This is a genomic window from Lentilactobacillus fungorum (assembly GCF_016860605.1).
In the GTDB taxonomy this organism is placed as follows: domain Bacteria; phylum Bacillota; class Bacilli; order Lactobacillales; family Lactobacillaceae; genus Lentilactobacillus; species Lentilactobacillus fungorum.
Genome location: NZ_BNJR01000012.1, coordinates 344884 through 362866, shown reverse-complemented (window position 1 = coordinate 362866; position 17983 = coordinate 344884). Strand labels below are relative to the sequence as shown.

The 17983-nt window shown below is 44.6% G+C and carries 13 protein-coding genes; 2 read left to right on the top strand and 11 right to left on the bottom strand.

The annotated features are described in order from the left end of the window. Positions 1-176: 176 nt before the first annotated feature. From YK48G_RS07235 to YK48G_RS07205, 7 genes are all read right to left on the bottom strand, one after another. Positions 177-8495: an MBG domain-containing protein gene (locus tag YK48G_RS07235; protein ID WP_203630037.1), complete on the bottom strand. Its 8319-nt coding sequence runs from the start codon at positions 8493-8495 to the stop codon at positions 177-179. 258 nt (positions 8496-8753) lie between these two features. After that, the gene (locus tag YK48G_RS07230; RefSeq protein ID WP_203630036.1) at positions 8754-8948 is read right to left on the bottom strand and encodes a hypothetical protein; all 195 of its coding nucleotides are present in this window, start codon (positions 8946-8948) and stop codon (positions 8754-8756) included. A gap of 31 nt (positions 8949-8979) precedes the next feature. Beyond that, entirely contained in the window at positions 8980-9840 is an 861-nt protein-coding gene (locus YK48G_RS07225; RefSeq protein WP_203630035.1) for an SseB family protein, read from the bottom strand. Positions 9841-9867: 27 nt separating this feature from the next. After that, positions 9868-10062 (bottom strand): hypothetical protein, encoded by a 195-nt coding sequence (locus tag YK48G_RS07220; RefSeq protein ID WP_203630034.1) that lies wholly within the window; start codon positions 10060-10062, stop codon positions 9868-9870. A 33-nt stretch (positions 10063-10095) separates the two neighbouring features. Continuing rightward, complete coding sequence (locus YK48G_RS07215) at positions 10096-10959, bottom strand: hypothetical protein (protein WP_203630033.1); 864 nt, start codon at positions 10957-10959, stop codon at positions 10096-10098. A gap of 469 nt (positions 10960-11428) precedes the next feature. Next, entirely contained in the window at positions 11429-12463 is a 1035-nt protein-coding gene (locus tag YK48G_RS07210; RefSeq protein ID WP_203630032.1) for a DarT ssDNA thymidine ADP-ribosyltransferase family protein, read from the bottom strand. A 12-nt stretch (positions 12464-12475) separates the two neighbouring features. After that, a complete protein-coding gene (locus YK48G_RS07205) occupies positions 12476-13375 on the bottom strand; it encodes a macro domain-containing protein (protein ID WP_203630031.1) in 900 nt (299 codons plus the stop codon). A 289-nt stretch (positions 13376-13664) separates the two neighbouring features. On the opposite strand from YK48G_RS07205, the gene YK48G_RS07200 reads away from it, so the two are divergent. Together YK48G_RS07200 and YK48G_RS07195 are read left to right on the top strand one after the other, a co-directional pair. Then, positions 13665-13967 carry a type II toxin-antitoxin system RelB/DinJ family antitoxin gene (locus tag YK48G_RS07200; protein WP_203630030.1) on the top strand — a complete coding sequence of 101 codons (303 nt, stop codon included), beginning with the start codon at positions 13665-13667 and terminating at the stop codon, positions 13965-13967. A 247-nt stretch (positions 13968-14214) separates the two neighbouring features. Next, positions 14215-14631, top strand: a complete 417-nt coding sequence (locus YK48G_RS07195) for an OsmC family protein (RefSeq protein ID WP_203630029.1) — start codon at positions 14215-14217, stop codon at positions 14629-14631. 146 nt (positions 14632-14777) lie between these two features. Here YK48G_RS07195 and YK48G_RS07190 read toward each other — a convergent pair whose 3' ends face one another. The 4 genes from YK48G_RS07190 to aroF form a co-directional block, all read right to left on the bottom strand. Continuing rightward, positions 14778-15071 carry a type II toxin-antitoxin system RelE/ParE family toxin gene (locus tag YK48G_RS07190; RefSeq protein ID WP_203630028.1) on the bottom strand — a complete coding sequence of 98 codons (294 nt, stop codon included), beginning with the start codon at positions 15069-15071 and terminating at the stop codon, positions 14778-14780. Then, entirely contained in the window at positions 15061-15390 is a 330-nt protein-coding gene (locus YK48G_RS07185) for a toxin-antitoxin system (protein ID WP_203630027.1), read from the bottom strand. The genes YK48G_RS07190 and YK48G_RS07185 overlap by 11 nt, the downstream gene beginning before the upstream one ends. A gap of 291 nt (positions 15391-15681) precedes the next feature. After that, positions 15682-16764 (bottom strand): 3-dehydroquinate synthase, encoded by a 1083-nt coding sequence (gene aroB, locus YK48G_RS07180; protein ID WP_203630026.1) that lies wholly within the window; start codon positions 16762-16764, stop codon positions 15682-15684. Then, a complete protein-coding gene (aroF, locus tag YK48G_RS07175) occupies positions 16761-17777 on the bottom strand; it encodes a 3-deoxy-7-phosphoheptulonate synthase (protein WP_203630025.1) in 1017 nt (338 codons plus the stop codon). Before aroF ends, aroB begins: the two co-directional genes overlap by 4 nt. Between the last annotated feature and the right edge of the window lie 206 nt (positions 17778-17983).

Sequence of the window (17983 nt, the reverse complement as noted above, 5' to 3'; positions counted from 1 at the left end):
TTTACTATGTAGGACAGGCGGCCAAAGTCGTCTGCCCGATGGGTATGCTCGATAGGTAATTCGGGCTAATGGGCAACTCTGTCAGGGGAGGCAGAGTGGTCCACCATGTTGGAGTGAGTGGCTCCATTTGAGGGGAAACGGAGCCACTCACCTTCGAGCCACTGCTTCAAAAGTGCCTAATCTTGCCGGCGCTTTTTCCGCAATGCTGCTAGCCCAATTGTGCTAAGCATGCCGATAACCCCTAGAAGCACGGCCCCGTTATCTGGATTATCGCCAGTTTGCGGCAGTCGCTTGGCGGCTAGTTGTTGGTTAGCAGCCTGCTTCGAGTTTGAAACTTGTTTCATTTGATTTAATTGTTGAGCTGGTTTTGGCTTGTACATCCCAGCGACCTTGACCGGCGTCTTGGCAATTTGCTGCTTGCTCATCGGCGTTGCGGCCTGCTTAGTCGTGGACGTTCCCTTGGCCTTAGCTCGTCGTGACTTAGTCTTTTGAACCGCTGGCTTGGCCGGCTGGTTTGCCGTCTTAGTGGGTTCCTTTGGCGACGTCGTTGGTTGCGCCGGTTGTTGTGTCGGCTGGGCGGGTTGCTGCGTTGGTTGCGCCGGTTGAGTTGGCTGCGTGGTCGGCTGGTTTGTCGGTTGCGTAGTTGGTTGAACCGGCTGGGTCGGCTGCGTCGTTGGCTGGTTTGTCGGTTGACTCACCTTTTGATAAGTAATATAGGTATCCTTATCCGGCGTAGCGTATGGCGCAGTTGGTGGCAAGTACCCTTTGCTTGGATCCTTAGCATCCGCCAATTTCAATATGTGACCATCGCTATCAACTGCGTTATAGCCAGAGATGTAAGGGACAATGCCCGTGGTCGGCGTCAAAATCTTCGCCGGATCATCTGGATCGTTTGGATAAACGACGTTAGCCACGTCGCCTTGATTAGCTGGTGGTGTAATGATGTACTTCCCAATTAGCCGGTAAACGTAGGTCAAGGTCACATCACTCGTCGTCACCTTGCCGCTTGGCGTGGTCGGCGACTTAATCAAGTAATACTTCTGAACGACGATGGCTTTAGATGTATAGTCATCGCCAGTCTTCATGTTGTCCTTAGTCGTGGCCGGGGCAACTGGCTTGCCCTTTTCATCAACGTAATTAATCGTCAACTTGTAATCCGCAGTAATCGTCAACTTGCCTGGGATGACCTCAACGTTGTAGTTCGGGTTAGCGTTCGCATCAACTGTCGCCGTCACATCATAACTGCCAACTTCAACATCGTGGCTGATATCAGTAAGTGTGTACTTCACGTCGTCACCCTTAGTTGGCTTGTTACTAATCGTGGCATTGATAGTGCCGGAGTATGGTTGGCCATCGTACTGCTTCGTGACACTCGGCACGGTAATCGTCACGTTGGCTTTGGTAATGATAAATTGCGTGTTGGTCACGTCGGCCATGGTAATCGCCTTGGTTGGGTTGGCCTGCTGCAGATCAGCCAAGCCTTGAGCGCTTAACTTAACCGCGTAGGCCCCCACATTTTGGCTGGTAATCCCAGTGGTATCAAAGTCGGCAGCGGTCCAGCCAGCTTTAGGCGCAACCAAGCCATCATCAAGTTTGACCTCAAAAGTGGTTGGGTCGGTGCTGGCATCGCCGTCATACGTCTTCGCCTTGGGTTGTAAATTAATCGCGCTCTTGTCAACTGGTGCCGGCGTAATCGTCAACGTGCCCGGTTTAATGGTAATCGTGTAGTTAGGATTGTTGTTAGCGGCGGCCGTGACGTTAACCGGATAATTGCCGATCGCCACATCTTGGCTAAGGTCACCAACTTGGTAGGTCACCTGGTCACCCTTGGCTGGCTGGCCGGCAACCGTTGCAGTCACTACCCCAGCGTATGGCTTTCCATCATAAGTTTTGGTTAAAGTCGGCCCAGTAATCGTAATTGGGGCTTTCGTAATCGTAAACTTCCCAGCCGTGACGTTGTTAGCATCAATCGCGGTATTGACATTAGCGGCTTGTAGCTTGGCTAATCCGGCCTGACTCAAGGTGACCGGATAATTACCAACATTTTGGCTGGTAATCCCCGTCGTATCAAAGTCATCCTTCGTCCAACCAGCCGTTGGCGCTACAATCCCACTAGGTAAAGTCACTTCAAAAGTGGCTGGATCTGTGCTGGCGTCACCGTCATAAACTTTGGTTCCGCCGTCAACCACAACTTTATCCGTGGTTGCCGTTGGCGTGATGGTCAACTTGCCGGCCACCACGGTCACCTCATAGTTTGGATTAGCCTTGGCATCGGCCGTTACAGCGATATCATAACTACCAGCGTTAACGTCTTGGCTGATATCAGCTAACTGGTAAACAACATCCACCCCTTTGGCCGGTTTATCAGTCACCGTGGCAACTAGCTTGGTTTGATCGCTATACGGCTTGCCGTCGTAGACTTTGGTAACCGTTGGCCCAGTGACCGTTACTTTGGCTGGGGTAATCGTGAACGTCCCCGCAGTCACACTCTTGGCATCAATTGCGGTGTTCTTGTTAGCGGCCTGCAACTTAGCCAGACCAGTCTTACTCAAGGTGACGGCATAATTGCCAACATTTTGGCTGGTAATGCCAGAAGTATCAAAGTCATCCTTCGTCCAGCCATCTTTAGGGGTTGTCATGCCCTTTGGCAGCGTTACCTTAAAGGTCGTCGGGTCGGTGCTGGCATCGTTGTCATAAGTCTTAGTACCGCCATCGACTACAACCTTGTCAGTCGTTGTACTTGGCGTAATCGTTAACTGACCGGGCTTAGTCGTAATGGCATAGTTCGGGTTGGCCGCTGTATCAACGGTCACTGAAATCTCGTAGTCCCCCACGTTGACATCTTTACTGATATCGCCTAATTGAGGGGTCGTCAGGTCAACGCCGGCCTTTGGTTTGCCGGCAATCGTGGCCACTAATTTAGTCTTATCCGTATATGGTTGACCATCGTACACTTTCGTCACCGTTGGGCCGGTAATCGTAATTGGCGCTGGAGTAATAGTGAACTTGCCGGCGGTGACGCTGTTGGCATCAATCGCGGTGTTGGGGTTAGCCGCCTGCAATTTAGCCAGACCCGTTTGACTCAAAGTCACCTCATAACTGCCCACGTTTTGGCTGGTGATCTTGCTAGTATCAAAGTCGGCCGCTACCCAATCGTCTTTAGGAGCCGTCATCCCTTTTGGTAAAGTCACCTCAAAAGTCGTCGGGTCGGTGCTGGCATCGCCGTCATAAACCTTGGTCTGGTTACCAATGACCACGTTGCCAGTGGTGGCGGTTGGCGTAATCGTTAACTTGCCGGCCACCACCTTAATGTCATAGTTCGGGTTGGCTGCCGCGTCCGCGGTGACGTCAATGTCGTAACTGCCAACATCAACGTCCTTACTCAAATCACTTAAGCTGTACTTAACTTTGTCGCCCTTAGCGGCTTCACCCTCAACCTTTGCGGTCAACGTATCCGTATACGGCTGGCCATCGTAAGTCTTGGTGACCGTTGGGACCGTAATCGTGACGGGGGCTTTAGTAATTGTAAATTGGGTATTAGTCACGTCCGCCATGGAAATCACTTTGGTGGGGTTGGCTTTCTGTAAATCGGTTAAGCCTTGAGCACTTAACTTAATGGCATAACTGCCAACATTTTGACTGGTAATCCCCGTCACATCAAAATCGGCAGTGATCCAGCCAGCTGTTGGCGCAACCACGCCATTGGCAAGCTTGACGTCAAAGGTCGTGGGATCGGTGCTGGCATCGCCATCGTATTGCTTCGTCTTTGGCTGTAAAATGATCGAATCTTGATCAACTGGTGTCTGGGTGAAGGTCACCGTAAAGGTCTGGGTGGCACCCGTCGCATCTGACTTCAAATCAAAGGTTGGGTTGGCCGCCAAAGCTTCTGCCAAAGTCGCGTAATCCTTGCCGTCGGGGCCGGTGACTTGATAGACGCCACCGTTAGCGGCTAAGTCCTTATCGGTATACTTAAAGGTAATCGTATCGGTACCAGTAGCGGTCTTATCTCCCGTGTTAGCGGCGGTATTGCCGAATGCCGTATCGGTTAATTCACCCTTCGGCCGGCCTTTGGTCGTCAAGGTCGCCTGGTCAACTTGGAAGTGGTTGACTAACGTCGATGAGCCATCCAGCTTAATCGTGGTATCGCCATCAGTGGTCGTGAAGACGTAACCGGGAATGGTGGGAATATTATTCAAAATCTTAGAACCAGCCACCCCAGTTGGCGGCGTGGCCATCCCGTCATCGGAATAGCCCCCATTGGACCCGGGGAAGCCATTGATGACGTTGCCGTCTTGATCAACATTCTTAATGTGGGCGGTCGTGGTAAATGAATCGGTAATCGAACCGTTAACGTTGTTCAACCCGTCCACCCGGAAGGCGGTTGGAATCGTGACTTGCTTGCCGCGGTCGTTAGCACTATCCGGATCCTTGACCGGCAAAATGACGTCGGCCATATCTTGGGAAGCTAGTTTGGGAATCGAGGTAACAATGCCGACAATCTTGGACCAGTCGGTAACTTTGTTAGCCGTCATCAGATCATCAGCCGTCGTGGTACTCTTACCATCCGCCGAATTGAAGTAATATTTATTGCCATCAGCTAAGGTGACATACTTGCCATCCGCAGATAACGTGGCCTTGCCAGTTGAATACAAAGTCGTCGTGGTATCGCCGCTGGTACTCTTGCCTTCCTTAGCTGCACCGGTCAGTTGTAAAGCAAACTTGCCGGGAGTATCGCCGCTATTGGCGGTGACTTCGGTTGGGAGGTTGATCACCCCACCCACGTTGGTGCTGGTATTGGCCGTGTTGTTGGCTAACCGCAACCGAATTGATTGTGCGTCATTTTTCATCGGGTTATTAACCCCGTTGGCGCTGTAGCTGGAGCCAAAGCTTTGGTTGTCTTGGATGGTGCCGTTGAGGATCATGGATTGGGGAGCGTTAATAAAGAAATACCCAGATAGTTTTGAGTCATTAACTAAAGTACCTGCTCCAGTAGGCCCTGGCATACCACCATTTTGAATAGCAGATAATCCCGTTATCTTTTGACCATCTGCAGTTTGGATATATAGGTTTTGCAAGTCTGATAAACTCGTTTGACGAGCATTCGAAACTGCATCTCCTTTTACCATAACTACCGCAACTGATTCACCAGTTGTACCGAATTTGGTTGCAGAATTATTACTTGAAGTTAACCCACTATTTTTAAAATCTCTGTTATTAACGTAACTAATACCATTGTATGAACCGTCTCCGGTAGCTTCAGAGTTGTTCCACGGGACAAACGCTGAAACGGCATCATCATTGACTTTAAAAGTTAATGCCATTCCTTGGTTTAGCGGGGTCCATTCAAATCCAGTACCGGTATAATCCATTTTAGTAACCGTCAAACCATCAGCATTAACAAATGTCGAAACCTTAGGGGTATCATTAACCCCATTCCAGCCAATACCAGCTTCAGTAATTGGTAAACCAGTTTTTGCGTTAGGAACCAACTTTGTTTGTGCCGGGGTAGTAATATAGATAACTGGTTCAAATATTGAACGACTATTACCAGAATAACTAGTCTGATCATTAGGGTCAGTTGCTGATGGCTTATTTATAACCTGTCCTTTACTATCCCGAAATGCATTCGCATTAAGATTGGCACTAATTTGAGTATTAAAACCACTTCCATACCCATTAGTAAGATAAGTTGTAAAAGTCTGTCCCGGCGTCACAGAACCAGGTGCACTATTAAAGCTAAGCTCTGCAGTACTTTTATCAGTTGCCGTAAACGTTGAATCATATGAAGTCGTGTAACTTGAATTCTTATCAGCAATATTAAGATTTATTGATAACTTTTGTCCATCTGTAACCGGTGCTACATTTTTGGTGCCAACATTTCCCAAAACAGTAAATGCATCAGCAACAATATCGTTATCGTTAATATTAGTTGACTCCACCCACCAAGCTTCGTCACCATCACCAATTGCATTATATTGAGTTCCCATAAAATTATCGGGAGCAATTTGTTTGGACTGAGTAATTACGTAATTTGTTACATGAGCATTAGTCGGAATGGTCATCAACTGAACATCAGTACCATTTATTGAAGAAACAGTGGTACCCGATCCAAGTTTTGTAAATGTTTGATAACTTCCATCACTATAATTAACAGTTACATCATAAGTCGTATCCTTAGGCCAATTTGAGTTGATGGCTTGATTTAATGGTAAGTTAATTCCCGTAGAATCAACCCCATTCGGAATTTTAATTGTATAGGTAGGATCAACTGTTGTATTTCCCGTATTAGCAACTCTAAAATTAGCCAACACATTATTCGTAGTTGAACCAATTAATAGTGTATTAGAGGCATTAATGCCGCGATCTATAATTAATAAGCTTGTAGTATTATTAGTAGTTAATGTATCCGTAAAGGTCGTATTTGGAAAGTCATATAAATGTCCAGAATTAAAATCAGATGATTGGGTTGTAAACTGCTTCTCACCCCCATTGTCATTAACAACTGGAGCTTTGCCATCACCGCCAGGGAGATAAGCCGTCTTAAAACTCTCAACCTTAAATGTTTGAGAACCAGTGGTACCGTCCGTATAGTGTCCAGCAAAATTTATTGTGGAGTCGTTAAATGCCCAAGCATGATTCTGACCCCCACTAGTTATCTGCAGCTTATTTCCTGGAAGAACTTTAAACGAATTAACCCCAATGCCACTTCGATAACTATTCCGTTGGATATAGTCTGTTTCATCTGAATCAAACACAAAGTTTGCAGGTAAATCAATAACCGCAGTAACAACCCCTAAACTATTAAAACCAGTCACGTTAGATCGAAAAGATAAGACGTATGTGTAATTCTGACCTGCTTTTTTTGCACTGCTCCCCTGTGGTGAGCCTAAAGACATCGCGTCTATGGTACGTTTATTATCAAGGGTAACTTTCTTATACTGTGTATCAATATTTGTACCACCATAGCTAATTGGTAAAATTGTTCCATCTGGGACAACTCCATTATCAGTCTCCGCATCGGGGGTATTAGCTCCAGGCCAAAAGTTACCAGTGTCGGGTGATTTACTTAAGTCATTATAAACATATGCTGGTGTACGGCCATATTCAAAATTTAAATTTTCTTTTTTTGTTACATTATCTTGGTCAAGTGTCCACGTAGTAGTTGTTGATCCATCTGAATTTTGAACACTTGTGGCAATAGATGAATCACTAACAGAGCCCGGAGCATTAGGGGTTGTAACAAAAAATTTATCCCCTTTGTTTCCAGAAATATTAAAAGTTACAGAAACATTTACTCCACCCTGTCCTGTTGCTTTCGATCTATCAATCGTTATATTCCCATCCGTATCTGTTGTCGTTATCCCTGTTGGCCCACTCAACGTCAAACTAGCCGCCTCTGCCGGATCCACAATCTGCCGAAAGCTCCCAGTTAACCCCTGTTTATGTATGGTTTTGAGCACCTGGTTATAACTGCGAGCATTGCTGGCGGTGATAATTAAATCACCATAGTCATCCACTTTAGCAGACGTCCCATTAGGCACACTTACTTGGTTGTAGGCCGCCTTGGCGTTGGCAACCACGTGAGCCTTAACACCTTTTTTATCCGCCGCAACCAGCGCGGTGGCTTGGTTCAGTTCATCGTGCATGTTGGCGACCACTGCTAGTGCTGTATTCAGCTTAGTAGTGGCCTGTTTTTTATTCTTTATGGCCAGCTTTTGGGCGGCCTTCACCGTCTTCAAGACTTGGGCTTGCTCCGCTTTTTGGTGCGTACTAATGGCAGTTAGTGCATCGTCTTGGGGAATATTATCGTCTGATTTAGCACCGGCAATCGTGTTACCCTTGGCGATCTGCTTTTGGGTGGCTTTGATCGCTTTGTTGGCTTGATTAATAATCGTTTGGGCAGATTGCTTGCTGTATTTGGTGAGCTTCTTATAGGAAGTCTTTTTCACTTTTAACTCATTTTTTGCGTGCTTGTCCACTCGACCAACTTTAGTTGAGGTAGGTGCTTGAATTGAGGTTGTGTCCTTAGTTGAACTTGCCTGGCTTGATTGGGCTGCCTGGCTGGTTTGAGTAGCTTGATTATCCGTTGCGGCCTGCGTGCTTGAACTGCTGGTACCAGTGATTTCACCGGTAGGATTGCTAGCAGCTGTGGCGCTTGATTGCGTTGTTGCGGTACTGGTTGTACTAGCAGTATTGGCGGCCGTGCTGGTTTGCGCACTGTCGCTGGTTTGATTAGTTGAAGTAGTATTCACGTCGGGTTTAGTCGCTACTGCTGTTGCAGCTGTCGAGGCGTCAGCCGCTTGGGCGTCGCCGTCATAAGTGGCCGTTGTGTCAGCGTGAACCGGATGCGATGTCAGCATGGTATATGACAGGCCGGTAGTGAACATGGAAATCCCAGCAACGAGCCATAATTTACCCTTTTTGTACAACTTGTAGTGTTCTTGTTTCTCCAGACTATCCCTAAATAGTCTAGTGTTATATTGATATCGATTCATTGTTATACCCCCTAAAGTATAGTGAGCGAAGCAAAGCGGTTAGAAAGCGGAGCCTAAGTTGACTTGGCCGGAAATCCCGGGCTTGGATTTTTGGTCAAGTCAACTTAGGTGCAGCTTTCTGCTTTGCATAGCTGTCCTCAAACAGTGAGCGAAGCCAGGCACTTCACCCGCAGATGATTACCTTTTACACCTTTTACATATATGAACTTATCCTCAAGTAATCAACGTCAGGCCGCTACCTGACATCGTCATCCTCAATCATTCTGATTTCGTGATTCGCTTAACCCGGGGAAACGTCCCCACGTCAATGATACTGTCGATTTCAACTGTCGTTTCTAAGCCATTAATTCGAGTAGCTGGCTTTTGCTTGGCATTGGCAACTGAATGGGCAACCAGTTGCCGCTGCTTTTTGACTTGGTGCCGAGTTGGGATTGTCTTTTGATATTTTTCCATAACGCTTTTGACCTCTTATCCAGCAATTAACCTAAGCGAACCATCCAAAGCGCTTATAAAACGAATCAACATCATGCTTGATTGCTTCACCTAAGCGACCAACCATCCGACCGACAATAATGTCAGCCCCATATGGTAAGTAGCGATGCGCCGCGATGGCTAGCTTGCGGGAAACTTTGGCTTCAAAGGCTTCTGGCTTGCCGCGGTAGTCCACGATTACTGCATATTGATAACTCGTCTCGTTTTTCGGCTTTAACATGACCAACCAAGCCGCTTGAACTTTATGAACGTGTCTGAGCGCACGGCTTAAAGCATCTTGGAGCTTTGTCGGCGTTGGGTTGATTACTTTAAACATGAAGTCGTCGGCTTGATTCTTTGAAGCAACCACCGGCGCGACTTTGTGAATATAGTCCCAGTATTCCTGCGTCAATGGGAAGCTTTGATCCCCTGGATTAATCAGGATGCCTTTTAGGTTGAACTGGTCAGCTTCAGCCATTAATTCATTACTGGTGAATTCAAACGAACGAAAGGGCGCCATGTTAGGCGAGCCAGCTAAAAACGCTTGCATTTTCGCCAAATCAGTAAAGACTGGGATGTACTTTTGCCCATCAGCCAAGTAAGTCGTTACCGCGACTGATAAGGTGAACGCTGGCTGTGGCTGGCGTGCCGAAGCTTTACGCCGGCCGGTTTGAACTGGTGCGTAGAACTTCATTTCCAACAAAGCCGCGGCAAACTTATGCTCCAGTTCGGGATCCATTGGCTGATCCATGAACGACTGAAGCCGTTGATTGAATCCCAGCTTCTTAAACGACATGATCCCCTCTGACTTTGGCTTGGTCGGCGTCAAGTCCTCGGCCGGTCTATTTTGACTCACTGAATCATTTTCCATCATCTGATCCTTCCTCCCTCGGCCGATTGGCTATTGATTCAGCTGAGTGATGGCTTTAAGCAGGGATTCCGCGCTATCCACCAGGCGGAGTACCTGCTTTTGATTACCATCGCTGGCCGCGTCATCAATTGCCTGGGCAATCGTGTTCATGCTTTGGCTTAACACTTTAATTGGCGTGATATTCACAAGTGATTCGATGTTGCTTGCTGCCATTTTTTCTTCCATCTTTAATTCCCCCACTTTTATCGTTCAAGTTGCTTATTGATTTAACTTAACCAAGGTTCGAATCGTTACTAATAATTGTTTAGCCGATTCAGCCAACTTATCAATTTCTTCTTTGCTTTCAGCTTGTGCCAGGCTGGTACAAATCAACCCAAGTGCTTGCGCCAGCAAAGTAGTCGGCGTATTCTTCGCAGCCGTTTGTGAATCGGTCGGCTGACTAACAGTCGGATTAAGAGGTTGGTCATCAAAATATTGTGATTGGTGAGCCTCAATCGATTGATCCGCTTGGTCAGCGGCGAAGTCGTGGCCAGGGTCACCAGTTTCGTCAACTGCCGGTTCTTCTAATTCACGCTTTAAATCCTCGATGTTTAAAATGCTCTCGTTATCCCCTTGGCTGAGTTCCCGTTCCATGCGGTCAACCTTCTGCTTTTCGGCGGCCGTTAAACTCACCAAGCTGGTTTTGGCGGCTGGATCAACTGGCTGATATTGATCAACATCTTTAACTTGGTCGCCAATCCCTTCGTCTGCCATCACATAGTAATGATGATCATCATCAATATCTGGCAGCTTAACTGGCGCCACTTGGTCGGGCCGATCACCATTATGTAGTGGAATCAGTTCGCCGGTCATATCAACGAGGCCGTGATAAACGTGAAGCGACCCAATCTTGGCGTAAACTAATTTGATAATTGCCGGCTCGCTCGTCATTGTGCGGGTCAGGTGCTGTGGCTTATTAATCAATACATAGCCGTTTAAGATTGGCAGTGCGATGCGATACTCTTCGCTGATCGCCCGAAAAATTTTGAGCGGCTCCATAATTTGTTCGCCATCCCGGCTCTCAAAGTGGATCTCCGCGTAGTTCTGCGCTTGGCGGGCCGCCCCTTCAGCTTCTGACATCATTAATTCCCCCTCTATCTAGCAGGCGGCGCTAAGTGAGCTGGCTTATCGCTGGCCCTTAACTTGAAACTAAGAGTCGGGCGACCACTGAACAAACTACCTGGCGTCACGCACTGTTAATATTACGATTACTTTTTTATTTACAATTATCATTTTAAATTAACGATTATATATATCTATATGTATTCAAACGGTTTTGTCCGCGATTTTTTTGGAATCAAAAAAATATTGAAATTTGGATGATTTTTTTAATTAGCGGCGTGGTTGTACGATTCATGGTTTGAGATGGTTGCCCTCATAACAGCAATTTTGCGGAGGGTGACAATTTTAAGCCCTTTTTAAGGGGTGAGTTTTTGTTCGTTTTTTGATATATTTTTGTAAGTTTTTTGGGTGTATGAGAACTGAGGGCAAGAAAAAACCACCAGGTGTTGGTGGTTTGGAGTATGTTTATTCAATTGATGTAACTATTAATTTAAAACGGTAAATCAGAAAATTCGTCGTGTCTACCAAAATAGGCAAGCTGGCCATCTAAATACACTTTAACAGTATAATTATCGTCATTAATATTCTTTAACGATAGTGTCAAATTTTGTGGGAGCGCATTTACCTTAGCTGGATTTGGCCAGTACCACTCCCGATTATTTGAATCAATTATCACGACACGGTAATTGAGATACAACTCGTGACTTTCAGGTACTATAGCTCTTGGACTATTACCCCAATCTGTTGGAAATGCATCTTGCCCAACCCTCATGGAAAGCTTAATGTTGTCAGAGTTCATCGTTACGTCGTCCATATATGTCCATCTTTTAAAAAAGAAAGAACCATCTTCATCAATCTCAATTTGATCTAGAAAATTAGTTAACCCGGCATTCTTAAGTAGCTGATCCAAAGTATCCTTTTCTGCAACACTTCGAACAACTATTTTTTGTAAATATGATAATGATAGCTGACTTTTGACAATAATCTCAGCCTGCTCATGACGGACAATATTATCTCTTTCAGCTCTTGTAAACCTACTATCGTTATATATTAAGTTAAAAGGTAATTCCGAAAAATCTGTTTCACTCGAAAGAAAAACAGGCTTTTGATGAGTTGCAAGACTTACTGAACTAAAATAGGAAGTAGGTAAGTTTAAAACATCAGAAAGACTAAATAGAAAATAGATGGGAAATGGACACCTAGCATGTTTATAAGCTTTTTGGGCTCTAAATCCTTCATTATCAAAAAGAGTTGGGGCTTGGGGGCGAAAATATAATCTTGCGTAATCAAATACTTTTGGTTGTGTATTCGCAATAATATCTTGATTTGCATTTTCATTTCTCATAATACCTAATGAAATAGCACGTTTACGAGAATAAAGGTATCCTGCTTGGAGTATCTGTATCGCATTATCAATATTTGTAAAATGATAACAATAATTTGGCCAAAGTCGCCGTTTGAGTCTGTTTAAATTTGTAGGAATGTTACCATCTTTAATATCGTTAATAGTCTTTTGAAAACTCATTATGAATTCTCCTTATACTAACTGTTCCGTTTTAGTTTGAAAGGAAGTGTTCGGTAGCTTATCTTTACGGAGGAAAAGAACGTCTTCAATTTGACCGTGGAAAGAAATTGTTGTTTTTGTTACAAACTTAAGATTCATCCAAATTTGATTATAAATATTATAATCACCATTCTTTTCAATAACACTCGGATAATTAATCGGTAACAAAATACCTGTACTACGAAGTGAGTTCCAAGTTTCATCCAGATCAAATCGAGTTAAATAGTAATCGCTTGTGTCATGTGTAATGCGGAATGCTTGCGTCATTGGACCATCATGAACAGATGAAGAAGGAGATACACCCGGAATTGGATTGTCTACAGCAGTTTTCCTCAACTCTTGAAGCACTTCAACGGAGCTCAACAGGTCCGGCTGACTGTTCAACCATGTTTGAGTTTCTTTTATAGACATAAATTCTGCTTTTACATTCTTCTTATCATAAAGATGAATGTAAATTCGGATTGGAAGTCTAGATAAATACTTTTCCATTAATGGCCGAACTTCCTTATCCCAGTTCAACCCACCGTTTCCAGCGCCAAGCTCTGGAAATGATATGGATGTAATGCCAAGACGACGATAATTTTCAACAAACTTTTTCAACCCAGATTCCAGATATTCAACCTTTGACTTATTACGCCAATCTTGTTTAGTTGGAAAGTTAAGGATCCATTTAGTTGGCGATTTGTATAACCAAAGTTTTCCAATACTCAATTGACCATTCTCACAAAAATGCTGATATTGATGAAACATCTCAGGATATAATCGTTTGAACTCTAACGCAATTCCTTTGCCCATCACGCCTACAGTGTTCACAGTATTTACAAGAACCTTAGCTGGACTTTTAAAAAGGTTCGTCTTCGTATATATAATCATTAAATCAACTCCAAATATAGGAATCTATCTTAGAAAAGACGACATATGCAATAATTGCATTGGATGAATCTAGTATATCATAGCTGCTCACCTATCCTAGGTAAGTCAGTCATTTTAAATCATCTAGGTATTTTTCGTCGTTAGAATATTTAGTTCGATTTGACATGCTAAATCACCTCGGATAAAGGATGGTATATCATCGCTTTTTTCTGGAATGGATTTTCATTCAATTCACAATGTTTGCCATTCGTGTTCCAATTGTCATACAATAATGGTGGAGGCGATGTAGGTGGCACAAGCGAAAGCCAAAACTAAACCACGAATAAACGTTCGAATCGATCCAGATATTAAGCAAAAAGCAGAAGCACAACTCGAAAAACAAGGCCTCACAATTTCTGAATTTGTAAGAGCGACCTTGACTTCAGTTGCTAACGAGGGGTTGCCAGAACATTTTATGATTCCCAACCAAGAGACGCTTGCTGGTATCCAAGAAGCTATTGATGAGATTAAAGGTAAAAACAACCTGCCGGGCACTAGCGATCCGAAAAAATTACTCCAAATGTTGCTGTCAGATGACGATAAAGAAAATTAAGTATCGAAAAACTTTCAAGAAACAATTTAATGAAAATATTGAGGATGGGATAAAAGTCCCAGCCTCGTTTGAAACTAAAAAAGTTGAGGTAATATGCGTTGCCTCCAGGTCGACAAGCGAAATCTGGGGGCAACCATATCACCTCATTTTTTTAACACCAAACAATCACTTTCCAACAAACGCTCTCCAAAACCGCTATAATAATTGAAAAGGATCATCACAAATCTCGCAATAAAGGAAGATCACTATGGGAAAATACATCATTCATTCAAAGCTTAGAAATGTCGGCGCCCAAGTCGACACGAAAACTGGCATTCACCAATTTATCGTCGACGAACCGATTTCCGGCCATGGTACGGACGCGGGGCCAAACCCGGTTCAATATTTGCTATCAGCGGTTGGCAGCTGCTTGGCAATTACCGCTAACGACATTGCCAGAAAGCACCCGGAAATTCACATTAACAAGTTCGAAACCAAGACAACCGGTGAAACTACCCAGTATCAAGATGGTCGCTCGGCGGTTACCAAGATTGTATTGGAAGTTCACGCCGAAACCAATTTAGATGAAGCCGCTCATCGAGCCTTTATGCACTCGGTGGTTAAGGATTGTACGGTTCATGAAACCTTGAAGCGGGCGGTACCAATTGAATTGAAATTTATTTAGATTGGAAGCTCAAATTGAAAAGATGTCGGATAGTTACTAGGATATAAAAAACTAGTAAAGTTGATTGTTCCCGTTTCTGCTTTGCTAGCTCTTTTGATTTACTCTGAAATAATAATCGATACCAATATGAATTAAGAACACAGATATTAGTGACCAACAGTCCGCTTTAAAGCTTGATAGAAATTCTCATGTGGACCAACCAAAACAATCAAAATTAGGCTTTCATTTTCAAATGTGTAAGCAATTCGATAGGTGGTCCCTTGATAATTAACTGCCCATGTATATATACCAACTAAATCACCAATTTTCGAAATTCCCTTATTAGGATTATGAGGAATATCTTCATAGATTGCCTCAACAATTGATTTTTTAAGGTGCTTATCTTTAATTTTTTTAATGTATCTCTTTACTCGATTGGGAACATCAATTTTATAATCCAACTTCTTTTTCAAAGGCCTCTCTGGTCGTCATTACCGAAGAGTCTTTGGCCTCCTTAATCAGCTTTTTCCATGCACCGCTAAGGGCCTGTTTTCGCTTTGCAAACTCATCTGGAATTTGTTCTGCTGGTACTTTGTCTTTCACAATATCTTTTAAAATATCCTTATCAAAATTAAAAAAGTCATCATCCTCGTGGACAAACTCATAGAATATCCCATCAGGCGTTAATTTTGGCTTCACAGTAACACCCTCACCAATATGAAACTTACTTGGAACCGTCAGCATAATTGAGTTCCCCTGTCTTCGAGTCTGAGTTTCCATTCAAATCACCTCATTTGTTCTTATTTGTAATTACATTATACCCATCAGGTGTAGTCATTACAATAAACTTTACTCAGAAATTACTGATACTTCCTGAACCATCAATCTCTAACCGATTTAAAAATTCCTTTCTAACATATTCAGCAATTTCAATCAAAAGCAACTCAGATAAATTCTCAACCAGCCAAAAAGAGCAGCTTGGGTAAACAGTCCTCTAAAACCAAAATTTAGCTTTGAAGGTCTTCTACTACCCTAACTACCCTTTAATTCTACCAAATGTTTCACATGAAACTACGACACGTTTATCGCCTTAATATCCAAAAATTCCCGAATATCCTCGCTTGGGATTGACTTAATTGCTGGCGCCCCCACCTGATGGACATAGATTAAATTCAGGTGGCCGTCGCGGTTCTTTTTATCGTTTTTGATTTTATCGAAGACTTTTGGTGATTCTAAAAGTACCGAAGTTGTTGGCAAGTCCACTGCGTCCAGTCGTTCAACCAGCGTTTGCGTTAGTCCGGGGCGGGTGAGACCCTTTTCTTCAAAAATCTGAGTCATTGCTACCATCCCAATGCTGACCGCTTCGCCATGCCGAAGATCGCCATCAGCCAATGCTTCAACCGCGTGGCCAATTGTATGACCAAAGTTCAACAGTTGCCGCAAGCCGCCTTCTTTTTCATCACCCATTACGACGTTGGCCTTATACTGCACAGAATGAATGCTCAATTCTTTGGCGTTGGCTAAAATATCGGCTGGCGAATTAATTGATTCAACTAATTGCCAAAGATCCCCATCTGATAAGGCGGCCACTTTGACAATTTCCCCATAGCCTTCCACTAAGTCACGGGTTTTCAAAGTTTGTAAGGTATCTGGATCAATGATCACCAAATCAGGTTGGTAGAAAGCACCGATAATATTCTTAGTATTATCCAAATCAACGGCCGTCTTGCCGCCAACTGAACTGTCGACTTGTGCTAGCAATGACGTTGGTATTTGAATCAGGCTAATCCCGCGCATGTAAGTAGCCGCTAAGAAGCCGGCCAAATCGCCAGTTACGCCACCACCCAAAGCAATCACGCCATCATCTCGGTTGAAACCGTCGGCAGCCATTTGCTGGGTCAAGTCCTCGAGAACAGCCAGCGACTTAGACGCTTCACCCGCTGGAAATTGGTAGTTACGGACGCTAAAGCCAACTGCTTCTAAAGCTTCGGCCACTTGATCCTGATAAAGTGGGGCAACGTTACTATCACTCACAAGGGCAATTTTTCGCTGGGACCAAACACTTGAAACTAGTTGGCCGGTACAGCTTAAAATGCCGTTTTCAATTTCAACGTTGTAGGAATGGTCGGGTAGGTCAACTCTGATCATTTTCATAATTTTACCTCACTTTTTTCTTCGGCGGGAGTTACGAGCAACTTACGAATCGCAAAGGCTTTGACAGCCATTTGTCGGTATTCATCTGGCTTTAATGCCTGCGCGCCATCAGAGAAGGCGTGGGCAGGATCGTCGTGAATCTCAACGACTAAGCCGCTAGCGCCAACTGCAACCCCAGCCAAGGCTTCTGGCGTTACAAATTCTGTATGACCAGCCGCATGACTTGGGTCAACGATCACTGGGTAATGGGTCAGTTTTTGCAAGACCGGCACGGCGCCAACATCTAAGGTGTTTCGGGTGTACTTATTGTCAAAGGTGCGGATGCCGCGTTCCGTGATAATAATTTGGTGATTACCGCCAGCCGCAATGTATTCGGCGGCATTTAAAATATCATCGATGGTCGCGGACATCCCCCGCTTAAGCATCACTGGAATATTCGTCTTGCCAACGGCTTTGAGTAGTGAGAAGTTCTGCATATTTCGAGCGCCAATTTGGAAAATATCGGTGTATCGGCCCACCATTTCAACGTGATCTTGGTCCATCACCTCAGTCAACACATCCATGTCGTAAGCATCAGCGGCTGCCCGCAAGAATTTAAGCCCATCTTCGCCCAATCCTTGGAATGAGTATGGCGAAGTCCGGGGTTTAAAAGCCCCGCCTCGCAAAATGGTTGCGCCACCGCTCTTGGCGACTTTAGCCATCTTCATGACGTGTTCGGCAGACTCAACCGAGCAGGGGCCCGCCATCATGGTAAAATGGTCACCGCCGATTTGACTATGAGCAGTCGTGACAACCGTATCTTCTGGATGAAATAACCGGCTGCCTTGGACCGCAGCGGGAACGTGGTCGATGATTAAATCGATCGCGTTTCTTTCTTCTGCATTCAAGTCCTTTTCAGTAATCCCTTGAATCGCCACTCGGTTGTGGTGAACAAAAAGGTCGTGGGTGCCATCAAAGCGATTTCTAATTTCATTAACAATATTTTCGTGACCCGTTTTAATTACAATAATCATATGATGATCTCCATTTCTTTTGTCTAATTGACGGTTGACTGTAAAATAAAACTCCCGCAGTGTCTAAAACACCACGGGAGTTTGGTTTAAGGGTAAAAAAATTGGTCCCGCAGTATTTTGGAAGTTTACTGTGTGACCGGTTGGCTAATCATGCTGAATAACTATTGGTCGCACAAGTTGTAGGAATGTGCCCACAACCTGCACGG